Genomic DNA, 17,286 nt, shown 5'->3' on the forward strand with positions numbered 1-17,286 from the left:
TCGTGAATCAGCCGCGCTGTTCGATCGGCACGTAATCGCGCTCGGTCGGGCCCGTGTAGAGCTGACGCGGGCGGCCGATCTTCTGCGAGGGATCCGCCATCATTTCCTGCCACTGGGCGATCCAGCCCACGGTGCGGGCCAGGGCGAACAGGACGGTGAACATGCTGGTCGGGAAGCCCATCGCCGACAGGGTGATGCCCGAATAGAAGTCGACGTTCGGGAACAGCTTGCGCGAGGTGAAATATTCGTCCGACAGGGCGACCTTTTCCAGCTCCTTGGCGACCAGGAACAGCGGGTCGTTCTCACGGCCCGTGGCGGCCAGGACCTCATAGGCCGACTGCTGCATGACCTTGGCGCGCGGATCGTAGTTCTTGTACACGCGGTGGCCGAAGCCCATCAGCTTGTACTTGCGGTCCTTCACGCCCTGGATGAAATCGGGGATGTTTTCCGGGGTGCCGATCTGCTTGAGCATGGTCAGCGCCTCTTCGTTGGCGCCGCCGTGCGAAGGGCCCCACAGGCAGGCGATGCCGGCGGCGATACAGGCGAACGGATTGGCGCCCGACGAACCGGCCAAACGCACGGTCGAGGTGGAGGCGTTCTGCTCGTGGTCTGCGTGCAGGGTGAAGATGCGGTCCATGGCGCGCACCAGGGCCGGATCGACGTGATAGTCCTCGGCCGGCACGGCGAAGCACATGCGCAGGAAGTTCTCCGCATAGGACAGATCGTTGCGCGGCGACACGAACGGCTGGCCGATATGGTATTTGTAGGCGCGGGCCGCGATCGTCGGCATCTTGGCGATCAGGCGGATGGCCGAGATGTCGCGTTGGACCGGATCATGGATGTCCAGGCTGTCGTGATAGAAGGCCGATAGGGCGCCGACGGTGCCGACCATGATCGCCATCGGGTGGGCGTCGCGACGGAAGCCCTCGAAGAAGCGGTCGAACTGGCTGTGCAGCATCGTGTGCATGGTGATGCTGTTTTCGAACTTCTCGAACTGCTCCGCCGTCGGCAGTTCGCCGTGCAGCAGCAGATGGCAGACCTCGACGAAGTTCGATTGCGAGGCCAGCTGGTCGATCGGATAGCCGCGGTGCAGCAGCACGCCGGCGTCGCCGTCGATATAGGTCAGGGCAGATTCGCACGCGGCCGTGGAGGTGAAGCCCGGGTCGAAGGTGAAGGCGCCCGTACCCGCATACATCTTGCGGATGTCGATGACGTCCGGGCCGGTGGAGCCCGAAAGGACCGGCAACTCGATGGTCTTGCCCTCGAAGGACAGGGTCGCCGAGCCGGCGGTGTTGGCTTGTTCAGTCATGAATGCCCCTTTGCATCATACGTCCAGGCGCGGGGAGGCGTCGGCCGCTTTTTGGTTTGTGGGTGATCACTTAGTCTGTTGCAGCGCATCATCCAAGCGCCCGAGACTTTCGTCGCGCCCGAGAGCGGACAAAGTTCGTGCGATATCGGGTGAACTTGACCCTGCGGTAAGGGCCGCACGCATCGGCGGCCCGATCTTGCCGAACCCGACCTGTTCGGATTCGGCGAAGCTCTTGAGTTCGGCCTCCAGGGCGAAGACGTCCCAGGACTGGAAAAGCGCCAGCCGATCCCGCAGGCGCCCGAGGCGGTCCAGCGTTTCGCCTGATAGCTGGCCGCGCGCCTTGTCGTTGAGCGCCAGGGGGCGAGCCTTCAGTACGAATGCGGTCTGATCGGCCAGGTCCAGCACCGTCTTGGCGCGATCCTTGACGAAGGGCATGGCGCGCTGAAGCTTGGCTTCGTCGGCCTCTGAAAGGGCGCGACCGCGCGCCAGATGGACGTCCAGCGTCAGCTTGGCCAGGCGTTCGTCGTCGGCGAGCCGCAGCCAGTGCGAATTGACGTGGGCCAGCTTGTCGAAGTCCAGCCGCGCCGGCGCCTTGCCGATCCCCGCCAGATCGAACCATTCCACGGCCTGGGCGTCGCTGAACAGTTCGTCGTCGCCGTGCGCCCAACCCAGGCGCGCCAGATAGTTGCGCATGGCCTCGGGCAGATAGCCCATCTCGGCATATTCATGCACCGCCTGGGCCCCGTGCCGTTTCGACAGTTTGGCGCCGTCGGGACCGTGGATCAGAGGGATGTGGGCGAAGGTCGGCCGGGTCCAGCCCAGGGCGTCGTAGATCAGGCTCTGACGGGCGGCGTTGTTCAGATGGTCATCGCCGCGAATGACATGGGTCACGCCCATGTCGTGGTCGTCCACGACGACAGCGAGGTTATAGGTCGGCGCGCCGTCCGAGCGCAGCAGCACCAGGTCGTCGAGATCTTCGGTGGACCAGCTGACCGAACCCTGGACCTCGTCGGCGACGGTGACGGTCGTCGCCTTGGGGCGGCGGAAGCGCACGACGTGGGGCAGGGCCAGGTCATCGACCGTGGGCTCTCGGTCGCGCCAAGGCGATTCGAAGGTGCGTTTCTCGGCTTTGGCTTCGTCGCGCAGACGGCCCGTGTCCCCGGCGGAGGTGAAGTCGCGGTAGGCGTGGCCCGTTTCGAGCAGTTGATCGACCACCTCGCGGTGGCGGTCGGCGCGGCTGTACTGGAACACCGGCTCGTCGTCGGCGAACAGCTCCAGCCAGCTCAGGCCGTCGAAGATGGCCTTGACCGCCTCGTCGGTGGAGCGTTCGCGGTCGGTGTCTTCGACCCGGATCAGGAAACGCCCAGCGTGTCTCTTGGCGTACAGCCAGTTGAACAAGGCGGTTCTCGCTCCGCCGATATGCAGATAGCCTGTCGGCGAGGGGGCGAAGCGGGTGACGACAGTCGAGGAAGGTGAGGTCATAGGCGAGGGGTCCGTAAGCGAGGCCCTTATACGCCCCGATGCGGCAAAGCCTACCCCCGCCGCGCGATTGCGCGCGTGGTTGGGCGAGGAGGTCGCGGCGCAGACGCTGCGATGGCGGTTGTGGGCTCCGGTCGCGTTCGGCGCCGGCGCCGCGGTCTATTTCGCCCTGCGTGCCGAGCCGCCGTTGTGGCCTCTGTTGCTGGGCGCAGTCGTCGCCTTTGCGACCTGGATCGCGGCGAGGCGGCGGGGTTGGGCGCGGCGTCTGACTTGGCCGCTATTGATGCTGGCCTGTGTCGCCGGCGGTTTGGCGGCCGCCAAGGTCCGCACCGAAATGGTCGCCGCGCCCATCGCGCCCGCAATGAGCGAGCCGACTGTGATCGAGGCCTGGGTCGTGGACGTCGACAGTCCCGGCCAGAGGGGCGCGCGGATCGTGATCGCGCCGGTCTGGGTACGGGGGCTTACGCCAGATCAAACGCCCGTGCGTTTGCGGGCGACGGTGCGAGGCGAACCGCCCAAACCAGGCGAGGCGATCCGTCTGTTCGGCATCCTCAATCCACCGCCTGCGCCGGCCAGCCCCGGCGCCTATGATTTCGGCCGCAACGCCTTTTTCCAGGGTATGGGCGGTGTGGCCTTTGCCCTGGGTGAGACACGGCCCGCCGATCTCGCGCCGCCGCCATGGCGGCTTCGGTTGGCGATGGCTGTAAATGGCGCGCGTTATGCCTTGGCGGAGCGGATCGTGGCGCGCCTGGGCGAGCGGACGGGCGGAATCGCCGCCGCCATGACCACCAGCCACGAGACCTGGATCAGTCAGGAAGACATGGACGTCATGCGGGATTCCGGCCTGGCGCACATCCTGTCGGTGTCCGGGTTGCACATGGCCATCGTCGGCGGTTTCGTCTTCTTCGCCGTGCGGCTGGGCGTGGCGGCTTGGCCTTGGTTGGCCCTGCGGGTTCACGGCAAGAAGGTCGCGGCCGTGGCGGGACTGACGGCGGTTGGCGTCTATCTGGTGGTGTCGGGTGCGCCGCCCCCGGCCGAGCGAGCAGCCATCACCGCCTCCATCGCCTTCCTGGCCATCCTGCTGGATCGGCAGGCGGTGACGATGCACGGCCTGGCCGTCGCCGCCTTCATCGTCCTGGCGATCCAGCCGGAGGCCATCGTCACGCCGGGGTTTCAAATGTCGTTCGCGGCGACCGCCGCCTTGGTTGCCCTGGTCGAGGCCTGGCCCAAGCGGACGCGAGAGATTTCCGCCCCGTGGCCGATTCTGGCGATCCAGCGTTTCGGCGGCTGGCTGACGGCGGCCGTCGCGGCCAGCGTCGTGGCGGGGCTGGCGACCGGCCCGTTCGCCATGCAGCATTTCAATCGCACGGCCATGTACGGGCTGTTGGCGAACCTGGGCACGTCGCCGGTTGCGGACTTCATCCTGATGCCGGCCCTGGCCATCGGCGCGGCGCTGGAGCCGCTGGGACTGGGCGGGCCTTTCCTGGCGGTCGCGGGATGGGGCGTCGATCTGATGCTGGCGATCGGAACCTGGACGGCGGGGCTGCCGGGGGCGGTGCGGACGGTGGCCAGTGCGCCGGACTATGTCCTGCCGATCGCCTTCCTGGGGGTGCTGTTCGTCTGTGTGTGGCAGGGACGACTGAGGTGGCTGGGCCTGCCGCTGGCGGCGGCGGTGCTGGTCTGGCCGCGCGCGCCGACGCCGGATCTGTGGATTGGAGACGGGGGGACAAACGCCGCATTTCATCGCGAGAAGGCGGCGGTTGTCGTCAGGCCCGGCGTCCGAGAGTTCGCTGTCGATCTGTGGTCGCGGCGGCGCGGCCTGACCATGACGGATCGGCCGGAGACGGGCTGGGCCTGCGACCGCTTTTCTTGTCGGCCAGAGTCTAACCAGGGACCTGTCGCGATCTGGTGGGGACGCAAGGCTCCCGGTCCAGACCAGATGAAGGCCCTATGCCGCGCGGCGCCCGTCATCAGCGTGCGCGCGGTCCTCACATCGATTCCAAGCGCTTGTCAGGAACGCCTGGTGCTCGACGGCATCGATTTCACCAGAGGCGGCGCGGTTGAGTTATGGCGTGATAGTCCGTCTGAAACGGGCCGATGGCGCGCCGTCTGGACGGCCGACGTGCGGGGCGACCGCCCCTGGGCACGCCAGCCGAACCCGGACGTCAGTGATAGCGGCGCATGAGGCCGACCAGCTTGCCCTGAACGGCGACCTGATCCGACCCGTAGATCTTGGTTTCGTAGTTGCGGTTGGCGGGCTCCAGCGCGATGGAGGCGCCCTTCTTGCGAAGCCGCTTCAGCGTCGCGTGTTCGCCTTCGACCAGCGCCACGACGATCTCGCCCGAGGAGGCGTTGTCGGTCGATTTGATGACCACCATGTCGCCGTTCAGAATGCCCGCCTCGATCATCGAATCGCCTTCGATCTCAAGCAGGTAGTGTTCGCCCGAGCCCAGCATGGATTCAGGAACGGGATAGCGCGCCGTCTCGTGCTCGATGGCGTCGATCGGCGTGCCGGCGGCGATCTTGCCCATCAACGGCAGCTCTCGGGTGTCATTGGCCGCAAGCGGCGCCAGGGCGCGTCCGCCGCCGCCTTCGATCACGTCAGGCTTGAACCCGGCCCGGCCGCGCGGCGCGCCAGCCGTGGCCTGTTCGGGCAGTTTGGTGACTTCCAGGGCGCGGGCGCGGTGGGCGAGGCGGCGGATGAAGCCGCGCTCCTCCAGCGCCGTTATCAGCCGGTGAATGCCCGACTTGGACGCCAGGTCCAGCGCCTCCTTCATCTCGTCGAAGGAGGGGGAGACGCCTGTCTCCTGAATCCGTTCGTGGATGAACATCAGCAGTTCGTGCTGCTTGCGCGTGAGCATCGCCAGGCCCTCATGCGCCCGCCGACGAATCGGAACGGGCCGTGAACATTTGTCGATGTTCTGTAAGTGTTCCTTCCTAATGTCAACTTAACAGCGCCCTTGGGACGCCGCGTGACGCGAGCAAGTCGATCAGGCCGCCAGCAGTTGTCGCGTCGCCGCCTCAACATCGGCTTGTCGCATCAGGCTCTCGCCGACCAGAATGGCCTGGGCATGGGCGGCCGAAACGCGCTCGACATCGTCGGGCGTGAAGATGCCGCTTTCGGCGACGAGCAGGGCGCGGACAGGGCTAAGCATCGACAGGCGCTCGGTCACCTCCAGATCGACCTCAAAGGTGCGCAGCGAGCGGTTATTGACCCCCACCAGATCGCCGCCCAGCGCACAGGCGCGCGCCATTTCCTCTTCGTCGTGGGTCTCGATCAGGGCGTCCATGCCCAGGCGCTCGGCCTCGGACAGCAGCTCGGCGGCCAGCCGATCATCGACCATGGCCAGGATGATCAGGATGCAGTCGGCGCCCAGGGCGCGGCTTTCGGCGACCTGCCAGGGATCGACCAGGAAATCCTTGCGCAGGCAGGGCAGGGCGACCGCGTCACGCGCCTGGCCCAGATAGGCGTCATCGCCCTGGAAGCTGGGACCGTCGGTCAAGACCGAGAGGCAGGCCGCGCCGCCCGCCTGGTAAGCACGCGCCAGGGCCGGCGGGTCGAAGTCGGGCCGGATCAGCCCCTTGGATGGACTGGCCTTCTTGATCTCGGCGATCAGGGCGGGACGGCCGGTCTCTTCTACCACATGCTCAAGGGCGGCGCGGAAACCACGGGGAGCCGAAGCGGTGCGGGCCAGCGTCTCGATCGCGTCCTGCGAGGTCGCGGCCTTGCGGGCGGCGACGTCTTCACGCTTGTAGGTGGCGATACGATCCAGAACGTCGGTCATGCGGGGTCTTGGCTTTCCAGCGGCGTGGAGGTGATGCGGGCCAAACGCTCCAGCGCCTCGGCGGCCCGGCCGTCGTCAATGGCGGCGGCGGCGAGAACAGCGCCTTGGGCAAGGTCGGTCGCTCGGTCCGATACCACGAGGGCGGCGGCGGCGTTCAGTAGCACGACGTCGCGGTAGGAACCGGCGGCTCCCGCGAGCAGCCCGCGCAGGGCGACGGCGTTCTCCTCGGCGTCGCCGCCACGGATGTCTTCGATGGAGGCACGGGGCAGGCCGGCGTCCTCGGGCGTGACCTGAAAACGGCGAACCGCGCCGTCCTTCCATTCCGCAACCTCCGTCGATCCAGAGGTCGCCAGTTCGTCCAGGCCCTGGCCGTGAACGGTCCAGGCCCTGGCCGCACCCAGCCGGCCCAGCACCTCGGCCAATGGCTCCAGCAGGCGAGGATCATAAACGCCCATGACCTGGCGTTTTGCAGATGCTGGGTTTGAAAGTGGTCCCAATAGATTGAAAACAGTTCGGAAACCGATTTCAGCCCGGACAGGCCCGACATGGCGCATGGCCCCGTGGTAGGCGGGGGCGAACAGGAAGCAGATGCCGGCCTCGTCCAGCGCCTTCCTCTGCTGGGCCTGATCCGCCATCAGGTTCACGCCCAGGATCGACAGAACGTCAGAAGATCCTGATTTGGAAGACATAGCCCGGTTGCCGTGCTTGGCGACCTTCAGGCCCGCTCCGGCCAGAACGAGGGCGGCGGCCGTGGAGATGTTATAGGTGTGCTGCCCGTCGCCGCCGGTGCCGCAGGTGTCGATAACTTCGTAGGGATGATCCAGCGTCATAGCGGCGTCGCGCATGGCCTGGGCGAAGGCGGCGATCTCGTCCACCGTCTCGCCGCGCATCCGCATGGCGGTGACGGCGGCGGCGACCTGCGACGGGGTCGGCTCGCCGCGCAGGCAGGCGGCGAAGAAGTCGTGCGCCTGTTCGGACGTCAGCGGATGGCCCTCGACCAGTCGGGCGAGGATCGGCTTGAACCCGTCTGCCATGATCAGGCGGCCGCGAGGCGCTTCACGCCGGCGATCTCGAGGAAATTGGCCAGCATGTCGTGGCCGTGTTCCGTAGCGATGGATTCCGGGTGGAACTGCACGCCATGGATCGGGCGGCTGCGGTGCTGGAGCCCCATGATCTCGCCGTCGGCGGTCCAGGCGGTCACTTCCAGGCAGTCGGGCAGGGTTTCGCGCTTCACCGCCAGCGAATGATAGCGGGTGGCGGTGAAGGGCGAGGGCAGGCCGGCGAAGACGCTCTTGCCGTCGTGCAGGATCGGCGAGGTCTTGCCGTGCATCAGGGTCTTGGCGCGGATCACGTCGCCGCCGAAGGCCTGGCCGATGGCCTGGTGGCCGAGACAGACGCCGAGGATCGGCATGGAGGCCGGGGCGCTTTCGATCAGCGGCAGGCAGATGCCCGCCTGATCCGGCGCACAGGGCCCAGGCGACAGCAGGACGGCGGCGGGGTTCAGCGCCCAGGCCTCGTCCGCCGTCAGGTCGTCGTTGCGCACCACATGGGTCGGCGCGCCCAACTCCGCGAGGTAGTGGACGAGGTTGTAGGTGAAGCTGTCGTAGTTATCGACGACGAGGATCATGGCTTGGCTTCTAGGCTCGACAGGCGTCCGCGCCAAGCGGGCGCGGCGGTAAAGCGCATTTTAACCCGGCGTGGCGATAAATGCGGCCGTGAAACTCGCCGCTGAAAAAGATATCGCCGCCAAGATCGCCGCCGCCAAGGCGAAGCTGGTCGTGGTCGAGACGAAGCCAAACCCGGTCGCCGCCCTCAGCGCCGCTGCATTCGCCGCGACGGCGGCCGTGCTGATGGCGGGCGTGGTCGTCGTCGGCCCCGGCGTGCATTTCCAAGATCCGACGATGACCGTCACGCGCTAACGATTGCCGGTGCGAAAGCGCCAGGCGTCGTCGGCGGCCCGCATCGGCGCGCGCGCCTTGTGCTGGGTCTCGGCATATTCGGCCGCTGGATCGCTGTCTGCGACCACGCCTGCGCCGGCCTGGACGAAAATCCGGTCGTCGGCGAACAGGGCGGTGCGCAGGGTGATGCAGATGTCCGCCTCGCCGCCAGCCGAGATATAGCCGACGCCGCCGCCATAGCCGACGCCGCGCTTCTCGCTCTCCAGCTCGTCGATGACCTCCATCGCCCGCACCTTGGGCGCGCCCGACAGGGTGCCGGCGGGCAGGGCCGCCAGCAGGGTGTCGACGGCGTCCAGCTTCGGATCGGCCTTGCCGCGCACGTTGGAGACGATGTGCATGACCTGGCTGTAGCGTTCGACGACGAAGCTTTCGGTCACCTCGACCGTGCCCGGCGCGGCGACCCGGCCGACATCGTTGCGGCCCAGGTCCAGCAGCATCAGATGCTCGGCGCGTTCCTTGGGATCGGCCAGCAGTTCGACTTCCAGCGCCTTGTCCGCCTCGGGCGTCGCGCCTCGAATGCGGGTGCCGGCAAGCGGGCGGATGGTGACCTCGCCGTCCTTCAGCCGGACTAGAATCTCGGGGCTGGAGCCGGCCAGCTGGAAGCCTTCGAAGTTCAGATAGAACAGATAGGGCGACGGGTTCTGACGACGCAGGGAGCGATAGAAGGCGAATGGATCTTCGGTCCAGGGGGCGGAGAACCGATGGCTGAGCACGACCTGGAATATGTCGCCCGCGCCAATGTAGTCCTTGGCCTTCGCGACCATTTCGCCGAACGCCGCCTCGTCCACGGGTGAAGTGAAGATCGGCGCCGGCGTTTCCTGCGGCGCGGCGCGGACGGGCAGGGGCTCGCGCAGCGCGGTCTCGAAGGCGTCCAGTCGCGCCACGGCGGCGTCGAAGGCTTCGCGGGGGGCGATACCGGCATCGGGATAGGCGGCGGAGACCAGAACGATTTCGTGGCGCACGGAATCGAAGATGGCGACCAGCGACGGACGGGTCAGAACGGCGTCCGGCAGATCCAACGGATCGGGGTTAGGCGCCCCCAGCGGCTCCAGCAGGCGAACCATATCGTAGCCGAAGACACCGAACAGGCCGGCGGCCATGGGCGGCAGGCCATCGGGCAGGTCGAACTTCGACGCGGCGATCAGGGCGCGCAGCGATTGCAGCGTGGGCAAGGCTTCAGCCGTGAACCGGCCCTCGGCGATGGCCGGCCCGCGCGACAGTTCCGCCGCATTCGAACGACAGCGCCAGACGACGTCCGGGTCCAGGGTCAGGATCGAATACCGTCCCTTGACCGCACCGCCTTCCACCGATTCCAGCAGACAGGCGTAGGGACGGTGGCGACCCAGTTTCAGATAGGCCGAGACTGGCGTTTCCAGGTCGTCGATGATCCGGCGCACCAACACCTGCGGCCGACCGGCCGATAGGCCGGCGTCGAAGGCGGCGAAGTCGGCTTGCCCAGACGCAGCCTCGGTCATTGCGCCGGGGCTGCGGGCGTCGCGTCGGCCGACAGGCCCAGGGCCGAACGGGCCTGAACCGGGTCGTTCTTGGCCTTGGAGCGCTGGGCGCCGGCGGCGAAGGACGTCTCGACCATGGCCTGGACCAGTTCCTGCGTCAGGCGCGGACGAACCTGTTCTGCCAGCGGCCCTGCGACGGCGGGATTGGCGGCAAGGACGTTGTCCACGCGACCGACGACGTAGGCGGTCTGCGACGCGGGTTGCGAGAAGGCCTGACCCTTGGACTGGCCGAACAGACCTTGCAGCACGCCCTGACCCAGCGAGTCCTGCGTCGCCTGGTTGCGGACGACGCCGGTGCGGACCGTCAAGGGCGCATTGACCGAGCGGGCGACGGCGGCGATGTCCTCGCCGTTGCGGACGCGGGTGGTCAGTTCTTCCGCCTTGGTCGAAAGACGACGCATCGTCTCGCGCTGTATCCATTGGGCCGTCAGGGGCTCGCGCACCTCGGCCAGGGTCGGCAGGGCCGACGGACGGATGTCGTTGACGCGCACGGCGAAATACTGGCCCTGGCCGGCGTCGATCACGTCGCTTTCGCCGCCCTTGGTCAGCCCCCAGGCCGTCTCGAAGATTTGCGGCGGGGCGTTCAGCGCCTCTCCGTTCGGCAGCTTGCCGTCGCGGGTGAAGGGCGGCAGATCGACCACGCGTCCGCCGGCATCGCGGGCGGCGTCGGCCAGGTTCTTGCCGGCCGTGCGAGCGGCTTCGTATTTCTCGACCTTGGCGTAGGTCTGGGTCTTCACGTCTTCGGCGCGCAGTTCCTGGACCAGTTCTTCACGTGCGCTCTCCAGCGTCGCAGGCGCTGCAGGCTGGATGGCGGTGACCTTGGCTACGGCGAAGCCTACGCCGGCCTGAACCGGGTCGGAAACCTGGTTGGCTTGCAGGCCGAAGACGGCGCCGGCCGTCGCGGCGTCGCCGATGGCCGACCGGGGCGTGGCGTCGAAGGTAGCGGGCGTGACGTTGTTGGCGCGACCGACGTCGGCCGGCGACTGGCCGGCGCGGAGGGCGGCGGCGATCTTCTGGGCCGTTTCGCGGTTGGGCGCCGTCAAGGTGACGAAGGTGCGGGTCTCGGGCTTGCCCAGAGTGTCCTTCTTGAACTCGAAACGCTCGCGGATGCGGTCGTCCGTGATCGGCGTCGCGGCCGAGGCTTCAGGCGTGAACAGGACGACGGACACCATGCGGAACTCCGGCGCACGCAGGCGCTCGGCGTTTTCCTGGATGAAGGCGTTCAGCTGGCCGTCGGTCGGGGCAGGGACCTGACCCGCCATTGCAGACGTGACCTCGAACCAGCGACCGTCGCGGCTTTCGAAGGCCGAGCCGGCCAGCAGCGCGCCATAGATGCGTGGCACGCGGGCGCCGGCGAAGACGGCGGCGCCGAAATGTTCGGTGACGTATTGGTCGCGCAGATCCTGTTCCAGCATGGCCGGGGTCAGGTTCTGCTGGGCCAGGGCGGCCTCATAGGCCTGTTGGTCGAACTGGCCGGTGACCGAGTTGAAGAAGGCCGGGATCTGGCGGATCTGCTTGACGATCAGTTCCTTGCCGGGACGGATGCCCGCCTTCCAGGCCCAGTTCAGGAAGCCCAGCTGCTGGGTCTGCTCGGTCAGGAATCGGGTGTGGATGTTCTCTGCGACCAATTCTTCGTTGGTCAAAGGACGGCCGACCTGCTGCTGCAGGCGTTCACGCACCTGATCGAAGGCCGTGCGGAACTCCACCTCGCTCATCGAACGGTCGCCCGCATCGATGACGTGCTTGGGACCCAGGTTCGAGAACACGTCCATCCGCGCGCCGACGATCACGAAACTGATCGCGATCAGGACAAGGAGGGCGGCCGCCCATTTGGATCGAGAGAAGGCGCGGAAGGCGGTGAGCATTCGAAAACCCGAGACTGGCCGAGATTGGGGCCGATGTTGGCGTCAGTGGTCGCGTATAGTCGGGCCGGGCACGCTGCTGCAAGGACGGCATCATGTTCGGATTGCGGCGGGGCCCCTTGGCTTCGCGGTTTTCGCCTTCTAGAGAGGCGACCATGAAACAATCCGTGAAGTTGATCGTCGGCAATTGGAAGATGAACGGCTTGTCGGCCGCCCTGGCGCAGGCTGAATTGATAAGGGACGCCGTTAGCGCAGCGGGGCAGGGGCCCAGGGTCGTCCTGTGCCCGCCTGCCACCCTGATCGACCGGATGCGTGCGGCGCTGGCCGGCAGCGGCGTCGCCGTGGGCGGTCAGGACTGCCATGAGAAGCCGGTCGGCGCCTTCACCGGCTCGGTATCGGCGGAAATGCTGGCCGATGCGGGTGCGGCCGTCGTGATCCTTGGGCATTCGGAACGCCGCGCCGCCTTCGGCGAGACCGATGCGGATGTCTCCGCCAAGGTCGAGGCCGCCATCGCTGCGGGGCTGGAGCCCATCGTCTGCGTCGGCGAAACGCTGGAGCAACGCGAGGCGGGCGAGGCCATCGCCGTGGTTTCCGCACAGGTCGAGGCTTCCTTGCCCATGGGTCTGTCAGAACGCCACTTCGCCGTGGCCTATGAGCCGGTGTGGGCCATCGGAACCGGCCTGACGCCGACGTTGGAACAGATCACCGAAGTCCATGCCGCCATCCGTGCGGCCATGATCAAACTGCTGGGCGAGAGCGCGCGAACCGCGCCAATCCTGTACGGCGGCTCGGTGAAGCCCGAAAACGCCCGGGACATTCTGGCCACGCCGGAAGTCGGCGGCGCCCTGGTCGGCGGGGCGTCGCTGAACGCCGAAGATTTCATGCCCATCGTCAAAGCGGCCGCCTGACGTTTGCTCCAGGCCGGCTTCGATGATAGAGGCCGCCGCTTGATCGGCGCAGATCCGCGCCCACATGAATGACGCCATGCTCCAGACCATCCTGCTCGTCGCCATCATCATCATCGCCGTGTCCCTGACGGGCGTGGTGCTGCTTCAACGTTCCGAGGGCGGCGCCCTGGGGATGGGCGGCGGACCGTCGGGCTTCATGACGGCGCGCGGTGCAGGCAACCTTCTGACGAAGGTGACCTGGATCCTGGCCTTCCTGCTGTTCGGCCTGACCATCGTCCTGACCGTCGTCGGCAACATGGATCGCGCTTCGGTCTCGGTGATCGACGCCGACGCCGTCGGCTCGCTGGCCACCACGCCTCAGATGCAGCAGCAGGCGCCCGCTCAGCAACAGCCCGCCGCTCCGGCGCAGCCGACGGCTCCGTCGCTGGACGATCTGGAAGCCAGCCTGCCGTCGGCGACGACGGCGCCGCCGGCCCAGCAGCCCGCCCAGTAAGGGTCAGGCCAAAGACCCGACTTCCCGAAAGCGCGCCGCAGGGCGCGCTTTCTTCTTTTGATCAACAGTTCGATTCGTTCCGGGTCATGCGCCGGCCGCGAATCATGGAGTAAGGTGTCCGCCCATGGCTCGTTTTGTTATTGGCGCTTTGAATAGTCGCCTTTCAACAAGCACTTCGCCCGCCAGCACGGCATTTGAAGGGTAGAACAGCGTGGGACAGCGTTGGACAGAATTGAACGTTTTTAGCGCCCAAATCGGGCGTAACGCCCCGTTTAGCGCTCCGATGGAGGGCTAACTGTATGGCTCGCTATGTGTTCATCACCGGCGGCGTGGTTTCCTCGCTAGGAAAAGGCCTCGCCTCCGCCGCTCTCGGCGCTCTTCTGCAGGCGCGCGGCTACAAGGTCCGCCTGCGCAAGCTCGACCCGTATCTGAACGTCGATCCGGGCACGATGAGCCCGTATCAGCACGGCGAGGTCTTCGTGACCGACGACGGCGCCGAGACCGACCTGGACCTGGGCCACTACGAGCGGTTCACCGGGGTGTCGGCGGCCAAGTCCGACAACATCACCACCGGCCGGATCTATTCGACCATCCTGGAGAAGGAGCGGCGCGGCGACTATCTGGGCGCGACCGTTCAGGTCATTCCCCACGTCACCGACCAGATCAAATCCTTCTGCCTGACCAAGGCCCTGACCGATGATGGCGAGGAGGTCGATTTCGTCCTGGTCGAGATCGGCGGCACGGTCGGCGACATCGAGGGGCTGCCCTTCTTCGAGGCCATCCGCCAGCTGGGCCAGGACCTGCCGCGCGGCCAGTCCTGCTTCGTGCACCTGACGCTGCTGCCCTTCATCAAGACCGCCGGCGAGATGAAGACCAAGCCGACCCAGCACTCGGTCAAGGAACTGCGCTCCATCGGCATCCAGCCGGACATCCTGCTGTGCCGCTGCGAGTTCCCGATCCCGCCCGAGGAGAAGCGCAAGATCGGCCTGTTCTGCAACGTGCGCGAAAGCGGGGTCATCCAGGCGATGGATTCCGCCGACATCTACGCCGTGCCGCTGGACTATCACCGCGAAGGCCTGGACCGCGAAGTCCTGGCCCATTTCGGCATCGCCGACGCACCCGAGCCTGACCTGACGATGTGGCAGGAGATCGCGCGCCGCCGCCTGCACCCCGATGGCGAGGTCACCATCGCCGTGGTCGGCAAATATACGGTCCTGAAGGACGCCTATAAGTCCCTGATCGAGGCCCTGCATCACGGCGGGGTGGCCAACAACGTCAAGGTCAACATCGACTGGGTCGAGGCCGACACGTTTGAGGGCGACCCGGAGGCCTGCGAACAGCGGCTGCAGGGCGCCCACGCCGTCCTGGTGCCGGGCGGATTCGGCGAGCGCGGCTCGGAAGGCAAGATCGAGGCGGCGCGTTTCGCCCGTGAGCGCAACATCCCCTATTTCGGCATCTGCTTCGGCATGCAGATGGCGGTGATTGAGGCGGCGCGAAATCTGGCCGGCTACGCCAAGGCTTCGTCCACCGAGTTCGGCCCGACCAGCGAGCCTGTCGTCGGCCTGATGACCGAATGGACGCAGGGCAACCAGCGCGTCCTGCGCCAGCAGGGCGGCGATCTGGGGGGCACGATGCGGCTGGGGGCCTATGACTCAACCCTGACGGCCGGATCCAAGATCGCCGAGATCTATGGCTCCACCGCTATAAGCGAGCGTCACCGCCACCGGTACGAGGTCAACATCAACTATCGTGAGGCGATCGAGCAGAAGGCCGGTCTGGTCTTCGCCGGTCTGTCGCCCGACGGCGTCCTGCCCGAGACGGTCGAACGACCGGACCATCCCTGGTTCATCGGCGTCCAGTATCACCCAGAGCTGAAGAGCCGGCCGTTCGCGCCTCACCCTCTGTTCGCCAGCTTCATCGGCGCGGCCGTGGTGCAAAGCCGCCTCGTCTGACGGAACACTGTTCAGGGACTCCATCGGGTCCGCGTTTTGCAGTAGACTGCGCGGAACGGATCGAATTGGCACGATCCGAGATGCGGTGGGCCGTCGATGATCGGCGAGTTGCTCTATCACCTGCACAGGCATTTCCGCCTGGTGCTGATCGCCGGCGGGCTGGTGCTTATCGTCGGCGTGGCCCTGCTCGGCTATGAGGCCGCGCGGCACATGGGTGAGCCGTCGGCCCGCCCGGCCGAAGCCGGACGGGCCTGAGCCGTCAGTCGATCTTCAGCCGCATGAAGATCATCGCGCCATCAGGATCGCCGCCGTAAAGCGGCTCCAGCGCTGTCGGCACGCGGTTCATCGCGTAGAGACCGCCCAGGCCGAACCGGACATGTTCGGCGATCTGCCAGTCCCGCACCACGCCGACCGACGCCTTGCCGACCGTGTAGAGCGGGCCGTGGCCGCCGCCGACGCCGGGAACCAGCTCGTCCGTCTCGATCCGTTCGGCGCGGGCGAAGACCGTCCAGCGGTCGTTGGGGTGGACGGCGGACTCCAGCAGCCAGCCGTCTTTCGACTCGTCGTGATCGTTGGTCTTGCGGCCCCAGGCCAGGGTCGAGGACCACCAGCCGGTCTCGCCCAACCGCCGGGTGTGGATGGCGCTGGCCGACCATTTGGTCTCGTCCTCGTCAGGCTCCAACTGTTCCGGTGCGGAGACATCGGCGTAGGAGGCCTGAAGCGACCATTCGTCGGTCGGGTTCCAGGCGGCCCGCACGGACCAGCTGTCCAGCCGTGGCGAATCGATGCCCCAACGTTTCTCGTCCGGTTCGCGGCCCTTGAAGGCCGAGGTTTCGATCTTGAACCGATCATGCGCCCAGCCCAGAGTCGTCACGCCGAAGACGATATGGGTCGAGTCCAACCAGTGGTGGGTGATGGGCGCCTCGGGACTGGCCATCGCGCTCATGCGGTGCATGAAGGCGGGCGGCCCGAAGGCGGGCTCGCCCGGCAGACCGATGTAGCCATAGACGCTGTCCTTGTCGGACAGACGCTTCGAATAGCTGGCCGACAGCTCCATGAAGAGGTCGTGCGGATGCTGGCGATCGACCAGCGGACTGACCCCGTCCGCCGTCTCGCCTGCCGCCAGAAGCAGCGGATAGCCGGACTTGCCCATCAGGGGATCGGGGCTGAGCATGGCGCGCAGGTTCAGCGTCGAACCGTCGTTGAAGTTGCGCCGCGCCGAGGTCATCAACATCCCGGCGACGAAGGTCTTGTCGCCCCCGCGCGGGCCGGACTGGGCGTCATAGACCAGGTTGAGCATTGCATGGGTCATCACCATCCAGTCGCCCCGGACGGTGTGAATGCCGCCATGTTCGCCGGCGTCGGGTTGCCAGCCGGTGCCCGAGGCGTCGCGGCTCATGGGCCATGGGTCATAGGGACTGGTCATCGCATGACCCATGCCGGCGTGATCAACGGGCGTCGCAGCTGACATCGGCATGGGCAAGTCGTGGCCGGCGTGCGGGTCCGCCGATGGTGCGGTCGTGGTTGGTTGAGCGTGTTGGGAGTGATCCTGCGCCGCCACAGCCTGAGCCAGGGCGAGCAGGGATACGCCGGCGCAGGCGCTGGCGAGAATACGGATAGCCATTCAAGGCCTCCTTTAATGATCGTGACGGAATGCGCCCTCGTAAGGCGCGAGCGGTGTCAGACGATCAGGAGGCGGGGTGGGCCAGGTTCGGGCGACAGAAGCCGACCGGCAGGCATGTCGATCAATCCGGCGGCGAGACGCGCGGGTGAGACCTTCAAGCCGGACAGGGGCGCGGGATCCAGTGTCGGAGTCGCCACGCAGGCGACGCAGCAGATCATCGCCTTCATGGCTTTGGGGGCGTGACTGGGGGCCTCGCCCGGCATGGGTTGGCCTGTTTCATGACAGGGCGCAGCGGCGGCAGGCGACGCGGAGGCGCCGACCGCGCCCAGCGCCAGCACCGCCAAAGCGCCGATCAGCAGCAACAGGGATTGAAGGATCTTCACCGCATCAGGATAGGCGTCG

At 66.9% G+C, this 17,286-nt stretch carries 16 protein-coding genes; 6 read left to right on the forward strand and 10 right to left on the reverse strand.

Translation table 11 applies throughout. The annotated features are described in order from the left end of the window. Positions 1–7: 7 nt before the first annotated feature. Both gltA and gltX read right to left on the reverse strand, forming a co-directional pair. Entirely contained in the window at positions 8–1,309 is a 1,302-nt protein-coding gene (gene gltA, locus ACODSC_RS04635; protein ID WP_488812244.1) for a citrate synthase, read from the reverse strand. Between the two features lie 66 nt (positions 1,310–1,375). Continuing rightward, positions 1,376–2,791, reverse strand: a complete 1,416-nt coding sequence (gene gltX / locus ACODSC_RS04640) for a glutamate--tRNA ligase (protein WP_488812246.1) — start codon at positions 2,789–2,791, stop codon at positions 1,376–1,378. A gap of 79 nt (positions 2,792–2,870) precedes the next feature. Between gltX and ACODSC_RS04645 the strand changes: the two genes are divergently transcribed. Next, entirely contained in the window at positions 2,871–4,973 is a 2,103-nt protein-coding gene (locus ACODSC_RS04645) for a ComEC/Rec2 family competence protein (RefSeq protein ID WP_488812248.1), read from the forward strand. Here ACODSC_RS04645 and lexA read toward each other — a convergent pair. The 4 genes from lexA to ACODSC_RS04665 form a co-directional block, all read right to left on the reverse strand. Continuing rightward, positions 4,954–5,649, reverse strand: a complete 696-nt coding sequence (gene lexA / locus ACODSC_RS04650; protein ID WP_159851186.1) for a transcriptional repressor LexA — start codon at positions 5,647–5,649, stop codon at positions 4,954–4,956. The genes ACODSC_RS04645 and lexA overlap by 20 nt on opposite strands. Positions 5,650–5,778: 129 nt before the next feature. Further along, positions 5,779–6,573 carry an indole-3-glycerol phosphate synthase TrpC gene (gene trpC, locus ACODSC_RS04655; RefSeq protein WP_488812250.1) on the reverse strand — a complete coding sequence of 265 codons (795 nt, stop codon included), beginning with the start codon at positions 6,571–6,573 and terminating at the stop codon, positions 5,779–5,781. Then, positions 6,570–7,607, reverse strand: coding sequence for an anthranilate phosphoribosyltransferase (gene trpD / locus ACODSC_RS04660; protein ID WP_488812252.1), 1,038 nt, complete (start codon positions 7,605–7,607; stop codon positions 6,570–6,572). Before trpD ends, trpC begins: the two co-directional genes overlap by 4 nt. 2 nt (positions 7,608–7,609) lie before the next feature. Then, positions 7,610–8,200 (reverse strand): anthranilate synthase component II, encoded by a 591-nt coding sequence (locus tag ACODSC_RS04665; RefSeq protein ID WP_008259403.1) that lies wholly within the window; start codon positions 8,198–8,200, stop codon positions 7,610–7,612. An 88-nt stretch (positions 8,201–8,288) separates the two neighbouring features. Here ACODSC_RS04665 and ACODSC_RS04670 point away from each other — a divergent pair, with 88 nt between their 5' ends. After that, positions 8,289–8,492, forward strand: coding sequence for a peptidoglycan-binding protein (locus ACODSC_RS04670; protein WP_488812255.1), 204 nt, complete (start codon positions 8,289–8,291; stop codon positions 8,490–8,492). On the opposite strand, the gene trpE is transcribed toward ACODSC_RS04670, so the two are convergent. Together trpE and ACODSC_RS04680 are read right to left on the reverse strand one after the other, a co-directional pair. Beyond that, on the reverse strand, positions 8,489–10,006 hold the full coding sequence (gene trpE / locus ACODSC_RS04675) for an anthranilate synthase component I (RefSeq protein ID WP_488812256.1): 1,518 nt from the start codon (positions 10,004–10,006) through the stop codon (positions 8,489–8,491). The two genes, ACODSC_RS04670 and trpE, sit on opposite strands and share 4 nt — an antisense overlap. After that, complete coding sequence (locus ACODSC_RS04680) at positions 10,003–11,910, reverse strand: peptidylprolyl isomerase (protein ID WP_488812258.1); 1,908 nt, start codon at positions 11,908–11,910, stop codon at positions 10,003–10,005. The genes trpE and ACODSC_RS04680 overlap by 4 nt, the downstream gene beginning before the upstream one ends. A gap of 152 nt (positions 11,911–12,062) precedes the next feature. Between ACODSC_RS04680 and tpiA the strand changes: the two genes are divergently transcribed. The 4 genes from tpiA to ACODSC_RS04700 all read left to right on the forward strand — a co-directional run bounded on the left by tpiA (position 12,063) and on the right by ACODSC_RS04700 (position 15,515). Then, entirely contained in the window at positions 12,063–12,815 is a 753-nt protein-coding gene (gene tpiA, locus ACODSC_RS04685; protein ID WP_488812260.1) for a triose-phosphate isomerase, read from the forward strand. A gap of 64 nt (positions 12,816–12,879) precedes the next feature. Beyond that, entirely contained in the window at positions 12,880–13,308 is a 429-nt protein-coding gene (secG, locus tag ACODSC_RS04690; protein WP_488812262.1) for a preprotein translocase subunit SecG, read from the forward strand. A 299-nt stretch (positions 13,309–13,607) separates the two neighbouring features. Then, entirely contained in the window at positions 13,608–15,260 is a 1,653-nt protein-coding gene (gene pyrG / locus ACODSC_RS04695) for a CTP synthase (protein WP_488812264.1), read from the forward strand. Positions 15,261–15,356: 96 nt separating this feature from the next. After that, positions 15,357–15,515, forward strand: coding sequence for a hypothetical protein (locus tag ACODSC_RS04700; RefSeq protein WP_488812266.1), 159 nt, complete (start codon positions 15,357–15,359; stop codon positions 15,513–15,515). A gap of 4 nt (positions 15,516–15,519) precedes the next feature. On the opposite strand, the gene ACODSC_RS04705 is transcribed toward ACODSC_RS04700, so the two are convergent. Both ACODSC_RS04705 and ACODSC_RS04710 read right to left on the reverse strand, forming a co-directional pair. Then, complete coding sequence (locus ACODSC_RS04705; RefSeq protein ID WP_488812268.1) at positions 15,520–16,884, reverse strand: hypothetical protein; 1,365 nt, start codon at positions 16,882–16,884, stop codon at positions 15,520–15,522. Positions 16,885–16,940: 56 nt separating this feature from the next. Beyond that, entirely contained in the window at positions 16,941–17,267 is a 327-nt protein-coding gene (locus tag ACODSC_RS04710; RefSeq protein WP_488812270.1) for a hypothetical protein, read from the reverse strand. Positions 17,268–17,286 lie beyond the last annotated feature (19 nt).

This window comes from Brevundimonas sp. FG128, assembly GCF_057809775.1.

Coding starts and splice junctions, on each gene's coding strand:
- gltA (WP_488812244.1), bottom strand. CDS start 1,309: ATGACTGAACAAGCCAACACCGCCGGCTCGGCGACCCTGTCCTTCGAG.
- gltX (WP_488812246.1), bottom strand. CDS start 2,791: ATGACCTCACCTTCCTCGACTGTCGTCACCCGCTTCGCCCCCTCGCCG.
- lexA (WP_159851186.1), bottom strand. CDS start 5,649: ATGCTCACGCGCAAGCAGCACGAACTGCTGATGTTCATCCACGAACGG.
- trpC (WP_488812250.1), bottom strand. CDS start 6,573: ATGACCGACGTTCTGGATCGTATCGCCACCTACAAGCGTGAAGACGTC.
- trpD (WP_488812252.1), bottom strand. CDS start 7,607: ATGGCAGACGGGTTCAAGCCGATCCTCGCCCGACTGGTCGAGGGCCAT.
- ACODSC_RS04665 (WP_008259403.1), bottom strand. CDS start 8,200: ATGATCCTCGTCGTCGATAACTACGACAGCTTCACCTACAACCTCGTC.
- trpE (WP_488812256.1), bottom strand. CDS start 10,006: ATGACCGAGGCTGCGTCTGGGCAAGCCGACTTCGCCGCCTTCGACGCC.
- ACODSC_RS04680 (WP_488812258.1), bottom strand. CDS start 11,910: ATGCTCACCGCCTTCCGCGCCTTCTCTCGATCCAAATGGGCGGCCGCC.
- tpiA (WP_488812260.1), top strand. CDS start 12,063: ATGAAACAATCCGTGAAGTTGATCGTCGGCAATTGGAAGATGAACGGC.
- secG (WP_488812262.1), top strand. CDS start 12,880: ATGAATGACGCCATGCTCCAGACCATCCTGCTCGTCGCCATCATCATC.
- pyrG (WP_488812264.1), top strand. CDS start 13,608: ATGGCTCGCTATGTGTTCATCACCGGCGGCGTGGTTTCCTCGCTAGGA.
- ACODSC_RS04700 (WP_488812266.1), top strand. CDS start 15,357: ATGATCGGCGAGTTGCTCTATCACCTGCACAGGCATTTCCGCCTGGTG.
- ACODSC_RS04705 (WP_488812268.1), bottom strand. CDS start 16,884: ATGGCTATCCGTATTCTCGCCAGCGCCTGCGCCGGCGTATCCCTGCTC.